Below are 19,092 nucleotides of genomic sequence, written 5' to 3' on the forward strand. Positions count from 1 at the left end.
TCGCATCGATGGACAGTGCGGGTGGGGCGCGTCCGAGGGGATGGCCGACGACTCCGCGAAGGGGGAACCCGCGGAAGCGCACCCCGGCCCACGACCATCCTGCTGCCCGGATGGGTAGCCGTCAGCCAACCTTCGGGGCACCTCACCCACCCGTTCGGGTAGGTGGGGAACGGGTGGGTCGGGATAGATTGCGTGACATGACCACCCATCCCGCCGGTGAGAGCGCCGTCGCCGCGATCCGGCACGCCGGCACCGTGGCGACCTCGACCCTCCTGGAGATCGCCCCACGGCTTCACTCGGCGATCGGCGCAGCGCTGCCCCACCGGGCGCTCACGGTGTTCACGGAGGACTGCACCGGCCGACCCCAGAAGAGGGCCGGCGACCCCGAGATCACCGAGCGCATCACGATCGCCGAGCTGGACGCCGTACGGCGTGGGCTCACGGCGCCGCGCTGGTCGGGCGACGCCGTCATCGCGGCGCGGCAGCGGCCCGTGACCGTGTTCCGCGCCGACACGGGAGCGATCCTGGTGCTGTGCGAGCCCGGCCGGCCCGAGGACCCGTCCGCCGAGGAGTGCGCCGCGGCGCTGTGGGAGATCGCGGCGACCCGCATCGGCCAGCAGGTCGCCGAGGCGCGCCCCGACTACCTGCGGGAGTCTCGGGCCGCCTCCAGCGAGAGGCTGCGGGTCACCGCCGAGCTGACCGACCGCCACCAGACCGACCTCGAATCGCTGCTCGCCACCCTGCGCAGCCGCGACCTGGACGACGCCCGGGCCAGGGCTCTGGCCACGGACCTCGCCGCCGGTGCCCTCGTGCGGTCCAGGAGCGGAAGCGACCTGGTCGCCTCGCTGGCCGAGGAACCCGTCTCACGGGCGTTCGAGCGGCTCAAGGGCGAACTGCGACCCCTCAGCCGCCACGGCGCCGTGCGCGTGGAGTTCTTCGACCCTCCGGTCGACGGTCGCGCGCTGCCGGGCGAGGTGGCCCACGCGGCCCGCGCCATCGTCCGCAGCGCGGTGCTCCTGATGAGCGACCAGGAGGGCGTGACACGGATCCGCGTCCAGTGGAACTGCGACGGCGCGAACCTCCTCGTCGCCGTGCGCGACGACGGCCCCGGCCGCATCGACGACAGCCTGCCCGCCGTGCGTCAACTGGCCGTCCGCGCCACCGCGTTGGGAGGGCGCCTCGATGTGGACGCCGTGGCGACGTGGGGCTCCGAGTTCGATGTGAGGATTCCCCTCGACCCGCCCGACACCTCGGCCACCGCGGCGGCGCGGAACTGGAACCTCGCTCCCCGCGAGACCGACGTCCTCAGGCTCCTCGCCGCCGGACGCCGCAACCGGCAGATCGCGGCCGAACTCGGTATCAGCGAGAACACCGTGAAGTTCCACACCAGCCAGCTCTACCGCAAGCTCGCCGTCACCTCACGGGCCGCGGCAGCCGTGGTCGCCGTCGAGGCGGGCCTTGTCGAGGGCGTTGGAGCGCCCGTGGGCGGCGATGCCGTCGGAGCGTGACGGCTCCGGACCCGGGAGGGCCGCAGCCGTCGGCGCGGGCTGCCGCGAGGTCACGCCGACTCCGGATCCGCGAGGGCGGTGGCCGCCGGTCCGGGCCGCCACGAGATCCGCCGACCCGGTGGGGAAATCTGTTCGCATCGCCGTAGGCGGCTTCGTAGGATCTTCGCGCGAGGCGGCGCCGCGATGGCTGCGCGCTCGACCGAGAACCCCGGAGAAGCGCATGCGCCGTCGTCTTGTCCTCACCGCTGCCGTCACACTGGCGTGTGCCGGTTGCTCCCTGTCCGGCGCCGGAAGCGGCGACCGTGCCACGAGCGCTTCACCGGCGTCCGCTTCGTCGACCAGCCCTCGCTCCGCCGTGCGGACGGCCGTAGCGGCCCTTCGCCGGGACAGTGCCTCGTTCCGGCAGGAGATCGAGCTGCGTGACGGCGGCCAGGAGTACGGCCTCACCGTCACCGGCGGCTTCGACTTCGCGGCGGACAGCGGCCACTTGACGGTCGACCTTCCCGGCGGCGCCATCGATCACAGCGACGAGGTCTTCGCGGACGGCAAGATCTACATCAGCGCGGCCGAGGGGGCCGGAGAGGACGCCTGGGGTGTCATGGCCCGGGAGGAGGCGCAGGCCCACTATCTGCTGCGGGCCCCGCTCAACGACCCCGAGCACGTCCTGAAGCAGATCGCCGCGATGCGCGAGGTCTCCATGGAGGGCGAGGACGACGTCCGGGGCGTACGCGCGGTGCACTACCGCGGCATCCTCGACCACCGGACCGCCACGTTGGACATGGCCCCGGACGTCCGGGCGAACACGGACCAGGCGCGCGACGCCCTGGGCGCCGACCTACCGATCTTCGCGGACGCCTGGATCGACACCCGGGGGCGCCTGGTGCGGACCCGTATGAACCTCAACCTGTCCGGTACGCAGGTGACGACGACCATGACGCTGTCGGACATCGGCGAGCCGGTCCGTGTCACCGTCCCGCGAGCCGCGGACGCGGTCCCGGTCACCGGGGCCCGAGGAATCCTGAGCGGATGAGCGGGGCCCGCTGTCCGCGCCTCAGGCCGTGGACGGGGGCACGGGGAACAGCATGCAGCTGCTGGTGGCGTGGGCCAGCAGGCGGTCGTTCTCGTCGACGAGCCTGGCCTCGGCGAGTGCCGTCTGGCGGCCTCGGCTCACGACCGTGCCGATGGCCCGGACCCTGCCGGTGTCCGCGGTGATCCGCTTGAGGAACTTCACGCTCAGGTCGAGCGAGGTGTAGCCCGTCCCGGGCGGGAGGGTGGACTGCACGGCGCACCCGGCCGCCGAGTCGAGCAGGGTGGCGTACACGCCGCCGTGGACACTGCCGATCGGGTTGTAGTGCTCCTCGCCGGGCGTGATCGAGAAGACCGCCCGGCCCTCGTCCACCTCGTCGAGAGTGAAGTCGAGGGTGGCCGCGATGGGCGCCGCGGGGAGCTTCCCCGACCGGACCTCGCGCAGGAACTCCAGGCCCGAGGCCTGCCCCACCGCACCGGCGGTGATCGAGGGGTCGCCCCACTCGTACGTGCGTGACCGTCCCATGACCCGGCATCCTCTCAGCTGGCTTCGTTGATTGAAGCTAGCCCGGACCCTCTCTGACTGTCAAAGGAGAAGTCGGCCTCTAGCATGAAGGGATGGAGTGGCTTGAGGTCAGCACGGAGAACTGTCCCGTCCAGCGCACACTCGACCTGGTCGGCGAGAAGTGGACGCTGCTGATCGTGCGCGATGTGGCCTGCGGCGTACGCCGGTTCGACGACTTCCGGCGCCACATCGGCCTCTCGGAGGCGGTCCTGAGCGACCGGCTGCGCAAGCTCACCGCGGCCGGGATCCTGACGACCGTCGCCTACCGGGAACCGGGCAGCCGGTCCCGCAACGAGTACCGGCTGACTCCGAAGGGCTGGGATCTGTGGCCCGTGCTCGTCGCGCTGCGGCAGTGGGGCGACACCTACGCCGCGGACCCGGAGGGCCCGGTGATGGACATGCGGCACGCCGAGTGCGGGACGCCGGTCCGGGCCGTCGTCGAATGCCCGGCCGACCGTGTCGCCCTCACCCCCAGGGAAGTCGTCGCCCGGCCCGGTCCTGGGGCGCGGCGACGAGTGTGAGGCGCAGGGGTCGGCCGCGTGCGTGTGAGGAGCACGGGTGTGCGTCTCCCCCCATGCCTCCGCGGACGGCCGGTCCTGGAGGGCGCGCATGCAGGGGGCGTCATCGAAGAAGGCCGCGAGACCCCTCGGCGAAGTCACCCCCGGAGCGCGACGCGACCAGCGGAAGCCGTCGCCCTCCCCCGCAGGGCGACTTCGGCGACGACGCTCCGGCCCGGTGAGGGGGACGCGGCCCCGGAAAAGCCTTTGACGTCCACGCGCCGGGTCGATCAAGGTGTGCGCGCTGCCGAAGCGCGGCAGCACGGGCCGACCGCAGTGGGGGAGCGGGCAACTCGGCCTGGGTGAAGGGGGTTTGGATGATCGTGGTGTCGGCGGCATCGGGTGCGCTCGGGCGGCTCGTCGTGGAGCGGTTGCTGAGCCGTGTCCCGGCGAAGGATCTCGCGGTCGCGGTGCGCTCTCCCGACAGCGTTGCAGCCCTCGCTGCCCGCGGGGTCGAGATCAGACGAGGCGACTACGACGATCCGGCGACCCTCACCAGCGCGTTCGCCAGGGCGGACCGGCTGCTGCTGATCTCCTCCCCGGAACTGGACCCCGCCCGCCGCATCGGCCACCACAGGGCCGCCCTGGACGCGGCCCGCGAGGCCGGGGTCGGTGCGGTCGTCTACACCAGCTTCCTGGATGCCGACACGAAGCCCGACGGACTCACCGAGGCGCACCACGTCACCGAACAGGCCTTGCGGGACAGCGGCTTGAACCACACGGTGCTGCGCCACCCCTTCTACAGCGAGGCGTTCCTCAACCCCGGGCTGCGCACGGCCGTCGCCGAGGGGGAGCTGTGGGACGGCACCGACGGCAGAGGGATCAACACCGCCTCGCGCGCCGACCTCGCCGAGGCGGCTGCCCGGGTGCTCACCGAGGACGGTCACCTCGGCCGTTCCTACGACTTCACGGGGACCCTGTGGACGTATCCCGAACTCGCCGAGGTCCTCACGCAGTTGTACGGCGAGCCCGTGCGGATTCGGCAACGCGCCGAGCCCGCCGCCGGCATACAGGGCTGGCTGGAACTCCAGATCCGGTCCGGAGCCCTGGAGCGCCGGACCGAGGACCTGGGCCGGGTGCTCGGCCGCGCTCCGACGGCGTTGCGCCAAGCCGTGCGCGAACTGACGTCGACGGACGGCAGTTGAACGGATTGCCCACGGCTCGTCGCGCATCCAGAGGGGATGACTCGGGTGCGCGACGAGCTGTACAGGTGGGCTACTTGGTGAGCGGGGACAGCTTGGGGTCGTTGGCGTAGGCCTCGGCCGCGTTCTCCTTGGTCACGATGACCGGCGGGAGCAGGTAGGACGGGACGATCTTGACGCCGTTGTCGTACGACTTGGTGTCGTTGATCTCCGGCTTGTCGCCCTTCTGGAGGGCCTTGACCATGTTGATGGTCTCGGCGACCAGCTTGCGCGTGTCCTTGTTGATCGTCGAGTACTGCTCACCGGCCATGATCGACTTGACCGACTCGACTTCGGAGTCCTGGCCGGTGACGACCGGGACCGGCTTGCCCGCGCCCTTGACCGAGGTGAGGATCGCGCGGGCCAGGGTGTCGTTGGGGGACAGAACACCGTCGAGGGTCTTCTTGCCGCCGTAGGCCGAGGTCAGCAGCGAGTCCATGCGCGACTGCGCGTTCTCGGCCTTCCAGCCCTGGGTCGCCGTCTGCTTGATGTCGGTCTGCTTGGATCCGACAACGATGTCTCCCTTGTCGATGAGGGGCTTGAGCACCGACATCGCGCCGTCGAAGAAGACCTTCGAGTTGTTGTCGTCCGGCGAGCCGGAGAACAGCTCGATCGTCCACGGTCCCTTGGCCTTCTTGGCCTTCATGCCGTCGACGAGGGCCTGGCCCTGGAGCTGGCCGACCTTGAAGTTGTCGAAGGCGATGTAGTAGTCGACGTCCTTGGTGTTGGCGATCAGACGGTCGTAGGCGATGACGGTGGCACCGGCCTCCTTCGCCTGGGACACCTGCGTGGCGAGCTGGGAGGCGTCGGTCGCGCCGATGACGATGACCTTCGCGCCCTTGGTGACCATGGAGGAGATCTGCGACTGCTGGTCGGCGACGGTGGTCGAGGCGCCCGCGTACTGCACGTCGCTCTTGAAGCCCGCTTCCTTGAGGCCGTCGGTGAACAGGTCACCGGCGAGCACCCAGTTCTCCGAGGTCTTGGCCGGCAGGGCCACCCCGATCAGGGAGTCCTTCGCGAAGCCCTTGCCGTCGGCGCTGTCGCTGGAGGTGGAACCCTCACGTTCGTTGGAGCATGCCGTGCCCAGGGTGAGCAGGGCGACGGCGCCGACCGCGGCGATGCTTCTGATGAAAGGTGAGCGCATGGTGGAGTCGAACCCTTCGTGTGGTGCTGGTTGGCTGAGTTGTGCTCCGCCGTCGAGTGCGGCGGTGGTGTGCGGCGCCTTCGGCCGGGGTGCTCGGGCCGGGCGTGCCGGGGCGAGCAACCGGGCACCCGGTTGTCAGGGACCGGGTGCCCGGTCGTCGGGGGAGAGGGTGGACGCGCGCGGCGGGCGGGGCCCGCCGCACGGGGTCGCGGGCTTCAACCGGCGACCTTGGCCGTGTCGTTAGGGGTGTCGGCGGTCGGAGGAGAGGCGTCCTTGGGGGCGGCCGGGGTGTCGTCGCGGCGGAAGGGGTTCATCAGCGCACCGATGATCGAGAACCGGCCCTGGCTCTTGTTGTAGACGTCGAAGGCGACGGCGAAGAGCAGGACGAGTCCCTTGATCATCTGGACCATGTCCGAGCCGATTCCCTCCAGTTGGAGGCCGTTGTTGAGCAGGGCCATCACCAGGCCGCCGACGATGGAGCCGCTGACGGTGCCCAGGCCGCCGGAGACGGCCGCGCCGCCGATGAACACGGCCGCGATGGCGTCCAGTTCCCAGCTCAGGCCGTCCTGCGGGCCGGAGGCGGCGGACCGCGCCACGAAGATCATGCCTGCCAGTGCGGCCAGGACCGACATGTTCATCATGACGAGGAAGTTGACCCGCTTGAGCTTCACACCGGACAGTTCGGCGGCGCGTGCGTTGCCGCCGACCGCGTAGATGTGACGGCCGCCGATGGTGTTGCGGGTGTAGTACGAGTAGGCGAGGACCAGGACGATGAGGATGATGCCGGAGATCGGCAGGCTGGTGCCGATCCGCCCGCCGGCGAAGCGCAGCGTGGCGAAGACGATGACGCCCACCATGACGGCCAGCCGGATCGCCGTGATCCACAGCGGTGCCACGTCCGCCTTCATCTCGCGGCGGGTCCGGCGCGCCGTGAACTCGCGCCACACCACCGCCGCGCAGCCGGCCAGGCCCAGCAGCAGCGTCAGGTTGTTGTAGCCGGTGTCCGGGCCCACCTCGGGCAGGAAGCCGGCGCCGATCTCGCGGAACCCGGAGGGCACCGGAATCGTGTCGGCGTTGCCGATGTACTGGTTGGCGCCGCGGAACAGCATCATCCCGGCGAGCGTCACGATGAAGGCGGGTATGCCGACGTAGGCCACCCAGAAGCCCTGCCACGCACCGATCAGCGCGCCGACGACCAGGCCGAGCAGGACGCCGACCGGCCAGGGGATCGAGTACTCCTGCATCGCCTTGGCGACGACGATGCCGGTGAAGGCCGCGACGGAGCCGACCGACAGGTCGATGTGCCCGGCGACGATCACCATCAGCATGCCGATGGCCAGGATCAGGATGTACGAGTACTGGCTGACGACCGCGATGAGATTGCCGGAGGTCAGGGTCAGACCGTCGGTCGAGATCTGGAACAGGGCGACGATCGCCACCAGCGTGAAGATCATGCCGAACTGGCGGGCGTTGGAGGTGGTGCCTCCGAAGAGATTCTTCTGCAGATCGTTCTTACGGCTCATGAGGTCGGGCTCTTCTTCTCGGCGGTCATCTGCTTCATGAGGAGTTCCGGGTCGGCGTCACCGCGGGCCACTTCACCGGTGATCGTTCCTTCGAACACCGTGTAGATGCGGTCGCACAGGCCGATCAGCTCCGGCAGTTCGGAGGAGATGACGATGACGCCCTTCCCCTGGCCGACGAGCCGCTGGATGATCCCGTAGATCTCGTACTTGGCGCCCACGTCGATGCCGCGGGTCGGCTCGTCGAGGATGAGCAGATCGGGGTCGGTGAACATCCACTTCGCCAGCACGACCTTCTGCTGGTTGCCGCCGGACAGCGTCATGACACCCTCGTCGACGCTGGGAGTCTTGATCCTGAGGCTCTCGCGGTACTCCTCGGCGACACGGTGCTCGCTCACCGGATCCACGACCCCGCGCCTGGCGATCTTCATCAACTTGGCGGCGACCATGGAGGTCTTGATGTCGTCGAGCAGGTTCAGCCCGATCGACTTGCGGTCCTCACTGACGTACGCGAGGCCCTGCCGGATGGCGGCCGACACCGACTTGAGCTGGATCTCCTCGCCGTCCTTGAACACCTGACCGGACATGTAGACGCCGTAGGAGCGCCCGAACAGGCTCATCGCCAGCTCTGTGCGGCCCGCGCCCATGAGGCCGGCGAAGCCGACGATCTCACCGCGGCGGACGGTGAACGACGAGCCCTTGCACACCAGCCGCTCGGAGGAGCTGGGATGGTGCACGGTCCAGTCGCGGACCTCGAAGAACACGTCCCCGATGTCGGGCACGTGGTCGGGGAAACGGCTGCTGAGCTCACGGCCGACCATGCCGCGCACGATGCGGTCCTCGTTGACCCCGTCCGCCTTGACGTCGAGGCTCTCGATCGTGCGCCCGTCGCGCAGGATGGTGATGGAGTCCGCGATCGCCTCGATCTCGTTCAGCTTGTGCGAGATGATGATCGAGGTGATGCCGCGTTCCTGGAAACCCCGCAGCAGATCGAGCAGATGGCGGGAGTCGTCCTCGTTGAGGGCCGCGGTCGGCTCGTCGAGGATGAGCAGCTTCACGTCCTTCGCGAACGCCTTCGCGATCTCCACGAGTTGCTGCTTGCCGACACCTATGTCCTTGATGAGGGTGTCCGGATCCTCCTGGAGCCCGACCTCCTTCATCAGCTCCAGGGCCCGGCGTTGGGCGAGCTTCCAGTCGATGCCGCCGCGCCGGCGCGGCTCGTTGCCGAGGAACAGGTTCTCGGTGATCGACATGCCGGGAACCAGAGCCAGTTCCTGGTGGATGATCACGATGCCGGACTGCTCGCTCGCGCGGATGTCGTCGAACCGGACCTGCTCACCGCGGAAAACGATGTCACCGCTGTAGCTGCCGTGCGGATGCACTCCGCTGAGCACCTTCATGAGCGTCGACTTGCCGGCGCCGTTCTCCCCGCAGATCGCGTGGATCTCGCCGTCCCTGACGGCCAGGTTGACATCGGCGAGCGCGGTCACGCCGGGGAAGGTCTTCGTGATCGACCGCATCTCCAGCAGGGGCGGGGCCTCGGTCACGGGCAGGGCTCCGCGGGGTGCGGGCGGCACGGGGCGCTCTGGGCAGAGGCTTGGGGACCGCAGGGTTGGGTGGACATGGGCTTGCCTCCGTTGGCGCGCTGCTGTGTCTCGTTTTCGGACTGCTACGACTGCGTGCCGGGACGGTAAATCCATTTGCTTTACTAGGTCAATGGGTTCACACAGAATGGCTGTCCAGGACGACAGAGAGGCCGCACGTGCGCCAGGCAGGAACCAACCTCCCCAAGGTCGGCCGGTACAACCGGGCGGTCGTCCTGGACCAGATCCAACTCGCTGACGGCATCAGCCGTGTCGAGATCGCCCACCTGACGGGCCTCACCCCGCAAGCCGTCTCCGCCATCGTGCGCCGCCTCCTCGACGAGGGCATCGTCCGCGAGGACGGCGCCAGCCGCGTGTCCAACGGAGGCAAGCCCCGCACCACCCTGCGGCTCAACGCCGACGCCGGCAGCGCCCTGGGACTGCACTTCGACCCGATCGAACTGACCTGCTGCGCGGTCGACCTGCTCGGACGTCCGCTCCTGGTCAAGAAGCGCCCGACCCCGCCCGGCGTCGACCCGGCCCAAGTGGTCGCGGCCATGACCGAGTTGGTCGCCGAAGTACTCGACGAGGCCGACGTCCCGCGCGACAAGGTGCTCGGCCTCGGCCTCGCCACCCCGGGACCGATCGACCAGGAGCAGGGCATGATCGTCGCCCCTCCACAGCTCGCCCACTGGACCCGTGTACCCCTGCAAAGCCTGCTCAGCGATGCCACCGGACTTCCGGTGACCCTGGACAACGACGCCACGGCCGCCGCCGTCGGTGAACGCTGGTCCGGCGTCGGCCGGGGCGTGGCCAACTTCGCGTACCTCTTCTTCGGTACCGGTGTGGGCGGCGGCCTCATCCTCAACCACCAAGTCTTCAGGGGCGGTTCACTGAACGCGGGAGAGTTCGGCCACTCGACCGTACTGCCCGAAGGGCCCGACTGCTACTGCGGCAACCGAGGCTGCCTGGAAAGCCTCACCAACCCCTCCGCCCTCGTCGCCGAGGTGCACCGAAGACTCACCTCCCGTCCGGAAGAAGGCAGTTCCCTGTCGCAAGCGTTCGACCGGGACCCCGCCTCCGTCGACCACCCCGCCGTCCTGCTCGCCGCGGCGGCGGACGACCCCGTCGCCGCCGCCGTGATCGACGAGGCCGCGGAACACGTCGCCACCATCGCCGTCAGCGTGGTCAACTTCATCGACGTGGACCTCATCGTCCTCGGCGGACACGGCATCGAGCACGTGGAGTCGCGCTACGTCGACGTCGTCTCCGCGGCGCTCAAGAGCAGGCCGCTCTCCCGCAGCATCCGGGTCGTGGAGGCGAAGGCGTCACCCCTAGGAGCCTCCGCCGCCGTGATCGGCGCCGCCGCCCTCGTACTGCACTCGACGTACTCGCCGCAGCTTTCGGCGCTGCTCTCCGACTGAACGGCTCACGGGCGACGCCGACGGCGTGGGTCAGCCGACCGGGAGACCAAGTGGGCCTGAGCGGCTCGGTGTCGGCCTTGTGGCCCTGGGATGTCAGCCCAGGTACGCAGGTGCGACAGCCGAGGCCATGAGTCGGTGGGCCGTGCCGGTGCCGTCGGCGGGGACGGTCCACAGGTCCGAGCCGTAGTCGCCGGGGAGCGCGTAGACGAGGGTGGAGTCGTCGGACCACAGAGCCTGGTCGTCGAGGTCGCGTCCCTCGGCGGTCGCGGACTCCTTCATGGTGCGCAGATCGAGGACGTACAGCCGCCAGGGCGCGTCGGGTGAGGCCCCTTCGACACGCTTCTTGTACGCGACGCGGGTGCCGTCGGGGGAGAGGGAGGGGCATTCGACGTTGCGGTGCAGGGTGGTGAGGGTGCGTGCCTCCAAGTCGCCTCGTACGAGGTAGGTCTTGCCGCCGGTCGCCAGGGTGGCGTAGAAGCGGTTGTCGTCGGCGAAGGTGACGCCCCAGATGTTGATGTCCGCGGCGCGGTAGGTCCGACCGTCTTTGACGACGTGGAACGTTTCCAGGTTGTCGTCGATCGTCCAGGTGCGGGTGTCGACGATGGCCGTGCGGGTGGAGAAGTCGGTGCCCGCGTAGGAGTCCCCGCTGACGAAGACCGTCCAGGCCGCCATGTGCCCCGAGGGCGACACGCGGGCCCGGGTGGGGATGCCCGCGGCCGGGAAGCGGTGCCGCTCGCGCAGGTGCGCGTCGAGGACCACGGCCCGGTAGGTGTCCCGCAGTGTGCCGTGCACCGCTTGCAGGCAGATGCCGGTGCCGGCTGCCGCGTGGAAGCGCAGGCACGTGACGCCCGAGGCGGTACGCGGGCCCTGCGGATCGTCGGCGGGCACGGCGGTCAGCTCGTCACGGTGCGGGCCCCAGGCCAGGTTGCGGACCAGCAACTGCCGTGCGCCGTCCGGCCGGAGGGAGACCGTGCCGGCTCGCACGGCCGGACCGTTCGCCTGCTGCTCGTCGCGCCGGTCCGCACGGTGGGCGGCATGCAGGACGGCCCCGGTGCCGGCACCGGCCAGCAGCAGGAGGGCGGCCAGCAGGATCACCAGACGGGTGGTTCTGGTCATACGGACACCTCGGCGGGGGACGGTTCGTCGGCGGAGCGAAGGACGTAGGCGGCCACGAGCGCGCTGACGGCAAGGGCGACCGCGGTGACGGCCAGCGCGGTGCGCCCGCCCCACAGACTCCAGGCCGCGCCGAAGGCGAGCGAGCAGGCGAACCGGGCCAGGGCCTGACCGGTGCCCACCAACGCCTGCCCGGCGCCCTGGTGCTGTGCCGGGACGGCGCCGGCGGTCGCGGCGGCGAGGACTCCGTCCGTGGCCGCGTAGAAGGTGCCGTGCAGGACCAGGACGGCGGCCACGGCAGGGACACCGTGCCAGGGGGAGAGGACCAGGCCGTAGCCGAGGAGCAGGACGCCGTGACCGGCCAGGAAGAGCCGACGGCGGCTGACCCGGTCGGCGAGGGCGCCGAGCGGGACGGCGAGCAGCAGGAACACGGCGGCGGTGCCCAGGGGCAGCAGCGGGAACAGGTCGGCGGCCAGGTCCCCTTCGCGCTGCACCAGGAGATAGAGGAAGGAGTCGCTGACGGTGGTGAGCCCGAGCAGGGCCGCGCACACCGTCAGCCGGCGCAGCTCCGGGCGGCGCAGCAGCCCGAGGGAGGCGCGGAGCGTCGGCCGGGTCGGCCCGGGCGCAGGCGTGACACCGGCGGCGGTGATCCGGGCGGGCACGAAGAGCACCAGCACCAGAACCCCGAGCACCGCGACGCACGCGCTGACCTCGAAGACCGCGTCGTAGCCGTCCACGGTGGCCCGCAGCACGGCGAAGGCGACCAGCGGACCGAGCAGTGCGCCGGTGGTGTCCATGGCGCGGTGCACCCCGAACGCCCTTCCCCGGTGGGCGGGTTCGGTGGCCAGCGAGATCATCGCGTCCCGCGGGGCGGTGCGCAGCCCTTTGCCGGTGCGGTCGGCCGCGAGGACGGCGCTGATGACGGGGAGGGTGTGGGCGAGCGGCAACAGGGGCTTGCACAGCGCCGACAGGCCGTAGCCCAGGCCCGCCACGACCTTGTGGCGGCGTCCGCCGCGGTCGGCGAGATGGCCGCCGGCCAGCCTGACCAACGCCCCCACACCGTTGTTGATGCCGTCGAGGAGACCGAAGCCCAGCGGCGACAGACCCAGGCCCGCGACGACGTAGAGCGGCAGGACGGCCGTGACCATCTCGGAGGAGACGTCGGTGATCAGGCTGACCGCGCCGAGGGCCAGCACGGTGCCGGGCACGGTGGCCCGCCGCCGCGCCGGACGGGTGTCCGGCTCGGCGGCGGCCTCGGTGCCGCGGGAGTCCGCGAGATACACGGGCGTCAGTTCCAGATGCCGGTGATGTCCGACGCCGAGGCGGCGTTCCCCGCGTGGGCGCTCAGACCGGCCAGGTCCTCCAGCGTGCGCAGGACGTTGTAGTGGTTGTAGGTGGTGGCGCTGGAGCTTCCGGCGGTGACGTGCTCCCCGTAGAAGAGGGTGGGGATGCGGTTGCCGGAGAGCTTGTTGTCCTCGTCGAAGGTGACGGCGAGGATGCTGTTGTGCGTCCGGGCCCAGGTGGCGTACGCCCCGAGGTTGTTCTTGATCCAGGTGTCACCCGTGGAGACCGAGCAGTCGTGCATGTCGCCGCACAGGTCCGGGATGACGAAGGAGACCTTCGGCAGGGTCGTGTAGTCGGCCGGGAACTGGGCGAAGGTCATCGCGGTGTTCGTCGGCACGTTGGAGAAGCCGAACCACGGGTTGTGCTTCTGCGCGTAGTCGCCGCTGCCGCACGTCGTCGAACCCTGGCTGGGCAGCGACTCGTTGTAGCTCTTCCAGGTCTTGCCCGCGGCGATCAGCTCCGAGGCCAGGTTCGCCGCGGACAGGGACCCGACCGACACACAACTGTCGTCCGTGCGGCCCTGGTTGGAGCCGGAGAAGAGCATGTAGTAGTTCGGCTCACTGGGGTGGGTGAGTCCGTAGGACTGCGTGAGGTTCGCGCCACCCGCCTTGAGGGTGTTGTTGAGGTACGGGGCGCTGGAGCTGCCGATCACCTGCGCGTAGGCGTGGTTCTCCATGACCACGACCACCACGTGATCGGGGGTGGGGAGCGCGGCGGCCTGGGCGGTGGGGGTGGTCACGATCCACACGCCGATCGAGGTGGCGGTGAGGGCGAGGGCCCCGGCGAGTGCGGTGAGGGGGTGCCTGGTGCGCTGGGAGGCCTTGACGGCGGTCATGACTGTCCTCCGGACAGAAGGGGCGGGCACGTGTGGGGGGTTGGCGGCGCCGCAACCCTAGAAGCCCCAGGCCGGTACTTCGTGAAGCCCGGACGAACAGTGGAACCCGCGCGGCAAAGATCTGATCAGGCGCAGGCAATGTCCAACCAATGCGTCGCGAGCAGGAGTTGAGACGCCCTTGTAGTCACCAGCCCGTGAGAAGCAGGTGGTTGATGAGCAGGGCCAGTACGGCTTGTGCCGTGAGCCAGGCGCGCGGGCGGGTGAGGAACGCGCAGGCGGGCAGCAGCCACATCGCGAACGGGAGCCAGATGCGCTCGGTCTCGGCCTTGCTCATGCCGGAGAGGTCGGCGGTCAGGAGCGCGAGGAGAGCGGCGGACACGAGGAGGGCGAGAGCGACACGGCCGGAGGGCTCGGCACGGCGCCGGATCAGCACGGCACCCGTGCGCCGCAGCCCCGCCACCGTCGCCAGTCCCGTGATCAGGACCGTGCACGCGAGATTGGCCCACACCCAGTAGCCGTAAGGGCGTACGCCGCCCGCGCCCTGGTGGTAGCGCGTGACGAGGAGGCGGTACGCCTCCCACCAGTCGAAGCCGGCGAGCGTGAAGGCGGCCGGCACCACGGCCAGCCCGGCCAGGAACCAGGCGACCAGTGCGACGGGCCGTTCGCGTACGCGCCGCCGGCCCAGCCACACCACCGCCGCCCCGATGACGGCGAAGAGCGTCAGGCCGTACGACAGATAGCAGGTGAGGCCGAACAGCAGTCCCGCCCCGGCCGCCCAGCCCACCGAGCGGCGGGTGACCGCGAGCGCCGCCAGGGCCACGGACCAGGAGGCCACCGCCGCGAAGCAGGCGTCCGCCGACGTGCCCATCCACACGGCCGCCGGGGCCAGCACGAGGAAGGGCGCCGCCCGTCCGGCGAGCCGCGCCCCGGCGAGGGCCCGCACCGCGGTCAGCACGGCCAGGCACGCCGTGGCGCCGATGACGATGCACCACAGGCCGGCCCAGCCGCCGCCCCGCAGGCCGATCCGGTCGAGCAGGACGAAGACGAGCGTGGCCGCCGGGGGATGACCGGCCACATGGGCGGGCCAGTTGTCCGGGGAGTCGATGAGGATGTGCTGGGTGAAGTACCGCAGTGCGGCGGGGATGTCGTCGAAGCGGCCGACGACCCGGAGGTACTCGTTGCGGGTGGTGAGCTGCTCCGCGACACCCCGGTGCCAGCCGTCGACCAAGGCCAGGGAGAGGATCCACGCCGTCGACGCGCCCCAGGCCGTGGCCAGCAGCGCCCGCCAGGACAGCCGGTCGGCGAGCGCGGGGCCGTACGCCACGACGGCCGCCGCGACGAGGACGGCCGCCGGGGTGCCGGGACCGACGTGCGGATCCCAGACGGCCAGGAGCGGGGGCCAGCCGACGAGCAGCCGGTCCTGGAGCGGACGGCCGATCAGCACGGCGGCGACGACGAGGGCGACGGCGGCCAGTGCGGTCCACAGGTCGCGGAGCAGGGGGCGGTTCACATCCGCACGCTAGGCCGGGCGACGGGCCGGACGGCCCAGACCGGGCCGGACGTCAGCGTTTCGTCATGGGTCGTGGACCCTTTCCCGGGGTGTGCCGGTCCTACGGTCGGGACATGAGTCGGTCTCCTTCCTCGCCGGGTTTCTGGCGCAGTCCGCTGCGCGGCGCCTGGTTCACCTCCGTCCTGGGACTCGTCCTGCTCGCCGGTGTCACCGTGCTGTTCGTGACGGGGCTCCTCTCGTACGCCGCCTACAACCCGGATCTGTCACCGGTGAACGACAAGACCCCGGACAAGGGCCTCCTCGGCTTCTACCTGTTCGCCTGGCCCACGGACCCGCACTGGCTGTACCGGCTCACCCAGGGCGTGCACGTGACCCTCGGCATCACCCTCGTCCCGGTGCTCCTGGCCAAGCTGTGGTCGGTGATCCCCCGGCTGTTCGCGCTGCCCCCGGCCCGCTCGCTCACGCACGCCCTGGAACGCCTCTCGCTGCTCCTCCTGGTGGGCGGCGCCCTCTTCGAGTTCGTGACGGGTGTCCTCAACGTCCAGCTCGACTACCTCTTCCCCGGCTCCTTCTACCGCCTGCACTTCTACGGCGCCTGGGTGTTCATCGCCGCGTTCGTGGCGCACGCCGTGCTGAAGACGCCCGCAGCCCTCCGCAATGTGCGCCGACTCGGCCGGGAGCCGGATGAGTTGACCGCTCCGCGGCCGGACCCGCCCACGGTCTCCCGGCGCGGTGCCCTCGGATTCGTCGGGGGCGGCTCGCTGCTGCTGTTCGCGACGACGGCCGGACAGGGCTTCGACGGCCCGCTCCGGCGCACGGCGCTGCTGGCCCCGCACGGCGGCGGCGAGCCCGGCTCCGGCCCGAACGCCTTCCAGATCAACAAGACCGCGGCCCTCGCCGGGATCGACGCGGCGGAGACCGGCGAGGACGCCTGGCGGCTCGTCGTCGTCGGCCGGACCGGAACGATCCGTCTGAGCCGCGCCGACCTCCTCCGACTGCCCCTGCACAGCTCGTCGTTGCCCATCGCCTGCGTGGAGGGCTGGTCCACCTCCGACCAGTGGTGGCGGGGGGTGCGGCTCCGCGACCTGGCCGCACGGGTCGGTCACGAGGGGGACCCGCCGGACGTGTTCGTCGAGTCGCTCCAGCGACACGGCTCCTTCCGCCGGGCGGCCCTGCGCGCCAACCAGGTCGCCGACCCGCGCTCCCTGCTCGCCCTGTACGTCAACGGTGAGGAACTCTCCCCCGACCACGGCTACCCGGCGCGGATCATCGTGCCGGCCGCGCCCGGCGTGCTGAACACCAAGTGGGTGGCCCGCCTGACCTTCGGAGACCTGTGATGCGCGCGAGGATCCCTGTCGGCAACCCCGTCCAACTGCTGCTGCTCGCCGCCTCGTTCGCGCTCGCCGCCTACGCGGGCGTACGGCTGCTCGCCGACGACTGGTTCGGCGTGGCCCTGTGGTTCGTGGGCGCCGCGCTGCTGCACGACCTGGTCCTCCTGCCCCTGTACGCGGCCCTGGACCGGGCGCTCGTGGGAGGACTGGGCGCGGCGGGGCGCCGGGAGTGGACACCGTACGTCCGCGTCCCGGCCGCCCTGTCGGCGTTGCTGCTGCTGGTGTGGTTCCCGCTGATCGGCGGGATGGTCGACCGGCGCTACCGCCTGGCCACCGGACGGTCCCCGGACGGGTTCCTCGCCCACTGGCTGCTGATCACCGCGGTGCTCTTCGGCGCCTCGGCACTGCTGCTCGCGGTACGGCTGCGCAGGGCGACGAAGAGGCGCCCGCCGGCCGTCCACTGATCCACGGCACCCCACCCGGCCCGGCGGGCGAGCCGCAGCAGCGCGGACGTGCCGAGCCGGGCCCAGGGGAAGACACCCCCGGGCGTGAGGGTCAGGTCGACGACCTGCACCTCGACGCGTTCGTCGACGTCCCCCGGCAGAGTCTCGGCGATCAGCAGCCCGCCCGGGGCGAGCAGCCGCTCCGCCCGTGCCAGCAGCGCGCCGGGATCGCCGCCGATGCCCACGTTGCCGTCCATGAGCAGCACGGTGCCCCAGCGACCCTCGCCGGGCAGCGGATCGAAGACCGACCGCCGGAGAGCCGGGCCCCCGAGCCGCACCGTCCGGTCGACGGCCGTCTCGCTGACGTCGATCCCGAGGACGGCACGGCCTTGGGCGGCGAGTTCGGCCACCAGCCGTCCGGGGCCGCAGCCGACGTCCAGGACGGTGCCCTCGCAGCGGTGCAGGACGTCCCGGTCGACCCGGTCGGCGCCGGCGCACCAGCGCTCCACCTCCAGCGGCAGCAGCCAGCCGTCGGCCCGGCGCAGGAACAGCGGTCCACGACCCGAGCGCAGGGCCGTCGTGTAGGCGTCGGCGCCGGCCCAGGTGGCCGTGCTCATCGGTGCGCCGCCGCGGCGCCGAGCGCGAGGCGACGCGCGAACCGGCCGTGCGGTGCCAGGGCCGCGACGGCGTCGGCGTCCGCGGCGGTGTCGACGTCCCGCAGCACCGGCAGATCCCGCACCCGCAGTCCCGCCGCGACGAGCCGCGCCCGCTGCACGGCACCGGTGGACGGTGTCGACATGGGAACGCCCAGCAGCAGTCCGGGGTCGGGCTCGGCCAGTCCGAGGGCCCAGAAGCCGCCGTCCTCGGCCCTGCCGAAGTACGCGTCGCAGTCGGTGAAGTCCACGGTGAGCAGGTCCGGTGTGACCTGTGGGGTGTCCATGCCGATCAGCAGGGCAGGCCCGGCGCACCCGCCGAAAGCGGCGGCGAGCCGTTCGTCGAGACCGCCCGCGCACTGCGGTACGACGTCGAAGCCCGGCGGCAGCCAGGGTCCGGGCGTGCCGTCGAGCACGAGGACCCGGCGGGTCGCCGGGGCGGCGGCCACGGCGGACAGGGTGTCGCTGAGGGAGGCCTCCGCCAGAGCGGCGGCCTCCGCCGGGGTGAACGGCGGTGTGAGCCGGGTCTTCACCCGGCCGGGCAGCGGCTCCTTGGCGATGACGAGAACCGTGGTCACCGGGCCGCCCCCTCGTTGAGCACGCGGCTCATGTCCCGGACCGCCTGCCAGGTGCCGCGCCAGGTCCCGGTCACCTTGGAGGCACCCGTGCGGGGCAGATAGGGGACGTCGTGCTCGGTGATCCGCCAGCCCGCGTCGGCGGCGCGGACCACCATCTGCAACGGGTAGCCGCTGCGCCGGTCGGTGAGCCCGAGGGCCAGCAGTTCGTCGCGGCGGGCCGCCCGCAGGGGTCCCAGGTCGCGCAGCCGCAGCCCGGTGCGGCGGCGCAGCAGACGGGCCAGGGCGAGATTCCCGGCGCGGGCGTGGGCAGGCCAGCTGCCCCGGCCGTGCGGGCGTCTGCGTCCGAGCACCAGGTCGGCGGCGCCCGCACGGATCTCCCGCACGAACGGCTCCAGCAGGCGGGGATCGAGCGAGGCGTCGCAGTCGCAGAAGCAGACGATGTCGGCGGTGGCCGCGGTCAGTCCGGCGTGACAGGCCGCGCCGAACCCCTTGCGGGGCTCGTGCACGACGGTCGCGCCGAGCGCGCGGGCGATGTCCGCGGAGCCGTCGGTGGATCCGTTGTCGACGACGAGGGCGCGCCAGCCCGCCGGGATCCGGGCCAGGACCCAGGGCAGCGCCTCGGCCTCGTCCAGACAGGGAAGAACGACGTCCACTGCTGCGTATGTGTCGGTGGTCACGGCCTTCACCCTACGAACGCGAGCGGGACATTTCGGGCTCCGGCTCCTTACGAAACGCGGACGTCGCCAGGCGGGCGGACCGGGGCCCGCCCGCGGAGTG

Annotated in this window: 17 protein-coding genes and 1 pseudogene; 7 read left to right on the plus strand and 11 right to left on the minus strand. The window is 71.2% G+C overall.

The annotated features are described in order from the left end of the window. Window positions 1-197 precede the first annotated feature (197 nt). Entirely contained in the window at window positions 198-1,508 is a 1,311-nt protein-coding gene (locus ACIPSE_RS11620) for a LuxR C-terminal-related transcriptional regulator (protein ID WP_401660688.1), read from the plus strand. A 220-nt stretch (window positions 1,509-1,728) separates the two neighbouring features. Further along, complete coding sequence (locus ACIPSE_RS11625; RefSeq protein WP_401660691.1) at window positions 1,729-2,538, plus strand: hypothetical protein; 810 nt, start codon at window positions 1,729-1,731, stop codon at window positions 2,536-2,538. Window positions 2,539-2,559: 21 nt separating this feature from the next. Here ACIPSE_RS11625 and ACIPSE_RS11630 read toward each other — a convergent pair whose 3' ends face one another. Then, complete coding sequence (locus ACIPSE_RS11630; RefSeq protein WP_401660694.1) at window positions 2,560-3,060, minus strand: PaaI family thioesterase; 501 nt, start codon at window positions 3,058-3,060, stop codon at window positions 2,560-2,562. 92 nt (window positions 3,061-3,152) lie between these two features. On the opposite strand from ACIPSE_RS11630, the gene ACIPSE_RS11635 reads away from it, so the two are divergent. After that, entirely contained in the window at window positions 3,153-3,620 is a 468-nt protein-coding gene (locus tag ACIPSE_RS11635) for a winged helix-turn-helix transcriptional regulator (RefSeq protein WP_401660697.1), read from the plus strand. Between the two features lie 353 nt (window positions 3,621-3,973). Further along, on the plus strand, window positions 3,974-4,801 hold the full coding sequence (locus ACIPSE_RS11640) for an NAD(P)H-binding protein (RefSeq protein ID WP_401660700.1): 828 nt from the start codon (window positions 3,974-3,976) through the stop codon (window positions 4,799-4,801). Between the two features lie 70 nt (window positions 4,802-4,871). On the opposite strand, the gene ACIPSE_RS11645 is transcribed toward ACIPSE_RS11640, so the two are convergent. The 3 genes from ACIPSE_RS11645 to mmsA form a co-directional block, all read right to left on the minus strand. Next, on the minus strand, window positions 4,872-5,981 hold the full coding sequence (locus tag ACIPSE_RS11645; protein WP_401660703.1) for a substrate-binding domain-containing protein: 1,110 nt from the start codon (window positions 5,979-5,981) through the stop codon (window positions 4,872-4,874). A 215-nt stretch (window positions 5,982-6,196) separates the two neighbouring features. Beyond that, a complete protein-coding gene (gene mmsB, locus ACIPSE_RS11650) occupies window positions 6,197-7,504 on the minus strand; it encodes a multiple monosaccharide ABC transporter permease (RefSeq protein ID WP_401660706.1) in 1,308 nt (435 codons plus the stop codon). Beyond that, complete coding sequence (mmsA, locus tag ACIPSE_RS11655) at window positions 7,501-9,021, minus strand: multiple monosaccharide ABC transporter ATP-binding protein (RefSeq protein WP_401661720.1); 1,521 nt, start codon at window positions 9,019-9,021, stop codon at window positions 7,501-7,503. The genes mmsB and mmsA overlap by 4 nt, the downstream gene beginning before the upstream one ends. A 242-nt stretch (window positions 9,022-9,263) precedes the next feature. Between mmsA and ACIPSE_RS11660 the strand changes: the two genes are divergently transcribed. After that, entirely contained in the window at window positions 9,264-10,508 is a 1,245-nt protein-coding gene (locus ACIPSE_RS11660; RefSeq protein WP_401660709.1) for an ROK family transcriptional regulator, read from the plus strand. 93 nt (window positions 10,509-10,601) lie between these two features. Here the strand turns inward: ACIPSE_RS11660 and ACIPSE_RS11665 are convergent, their stop codons facing one another. From ACIPSE_RS11665 to ACIPSE_RS11680, 4 genes are all read right to left on the minus strand, one after another. Next, window positions 10,602-11,624: a TolB family protein gene (locus tag ACIPSE_RS11665; RefSeq protein ID WP_401660712.1), complete on the minus strand. Its 1,023-nt coding sequence runs from the start codon at window positions 11,622-11,624 to the stop codon at window positions 10,602-10,604. Then, window positions 11,621-12,904: an MFS transporter gene (locus tag ACIPSE_RS11670; protein WP_401660714.1), complete on the minus strand. Its 1,284-nt coding sequence runs from the start codon at window positions 12,902-12,904 to the stop codon at window positions 11,621-11,623. The genes ACIPSE_RS11665 and ACIPSE_RS11670 overlap by 4 nt, the downstream gene beginning before the upstream one ends. 5 nt (window positions 12,905-12,909) lie before the next feature. Further along, on the minus strand, window positions 12,910-13,800 hold the full coding sequence (locus tag ACIPSE_RS11675; protein ID WP_401660717.1) for an alkaline phosphatase family protein: 891 nt from the start codon (window positions 13,798-13,800) through the stop codon (window positions 12,910-12,912). Between the two features lie 184 nt (window positions 13,801-13,984). Beyond that, window positions 13,985-15,310, minus strand: a complete 1,326-nt coding sequence (locus ACIPSE_RS11680) for a hypothetical protein (RefSeq protein WP_401660720.1) — start codon at window positions 15,308-15,310, stop codon at window positions 13,985-13,987. 65 nt (window positions 15,311-15,375) lie between these two features. On the opposite strand from ACIPSE_RS11680, the gene ACIPSE_RS11685 reads away from it, so the two are divergent. Continuing rightward, window positions 15,376-16,647, plus strand: coding sequence for a molybdopterin-dependent oxidoreductase (locus tag ACIPSE_RS11685; protein WP_401660722.1), 1,272 nt, complete (start codon window positions 15,376-15,378; stop codon window positions 16,645-16,647). After that, window positions 16,647-17,105, plus strand: a complete 459-nt coding sequence (locus ACIPSE_RS11690; protein WP_401660724.1) for a hypothetical protein — start codon at window positions 16,647-16,649, stop codon at window positions 17,103-17,105. Before ACIPSE_RS11685 ends, ACIPSE_RS11690 begins: the two co-directional genes overlap by 1 nt. A 71-nt stretch (window positions 17,106-17,176) precedes the next feature. Here the strand turns inward: ACIPSE_RS11690 and ACIPSE_RS11695 are convergent. From ACIPSE_RS11695 to ACIPSE_RS11705, 3 genes and pseudogenes are all read right to left on the minus strand, one after another. Further along, a pseudogene (locus tag ACIPSE_RS11695) lies at window positions 17,177-17,701 on the minus strand (class I SAM-dependent methyltransferase); the annotation flags it as partial. Further along, window positions 17,698-18,315, minus strand: coding sequence for a DUF2064 domain-containing protein (locus tag ACIPSE_RS11700; RefSeq protein WP_401660727.1), 618 nt, complete (start codon window positions 18,313-18,315; stop codon window positions 17,698-17,700). The gene ACIPSE_RS11700 and the pseudogene ACIPSE_RS11695, both read right to left, overlap by 4 nt. After that, entirely contained in the window at window positions 18,312-19,001 is a 690-nt protein-coding gene (locus ACIPSE_RS11705) for a glycosyltransferase family 2 protein (protein ID WP_401660729.1), read from the minus strand. The genes ACIPSE_RS11700 and ACIPSE_RS11705 overlap by 4 nt, the downstream gene beginning before the upstream one ends. Window positions 19,002-19,092 lie beyond the last annotated feature (91 nt).

The organism is Streptomyces sp. NPDC090106, assembly GCF_044747265.1.
GTDB lineage: Bacteria > Actinomycetota > Actinomycetes > Streptomycetales > Streptomycetaceae > Streptomyces.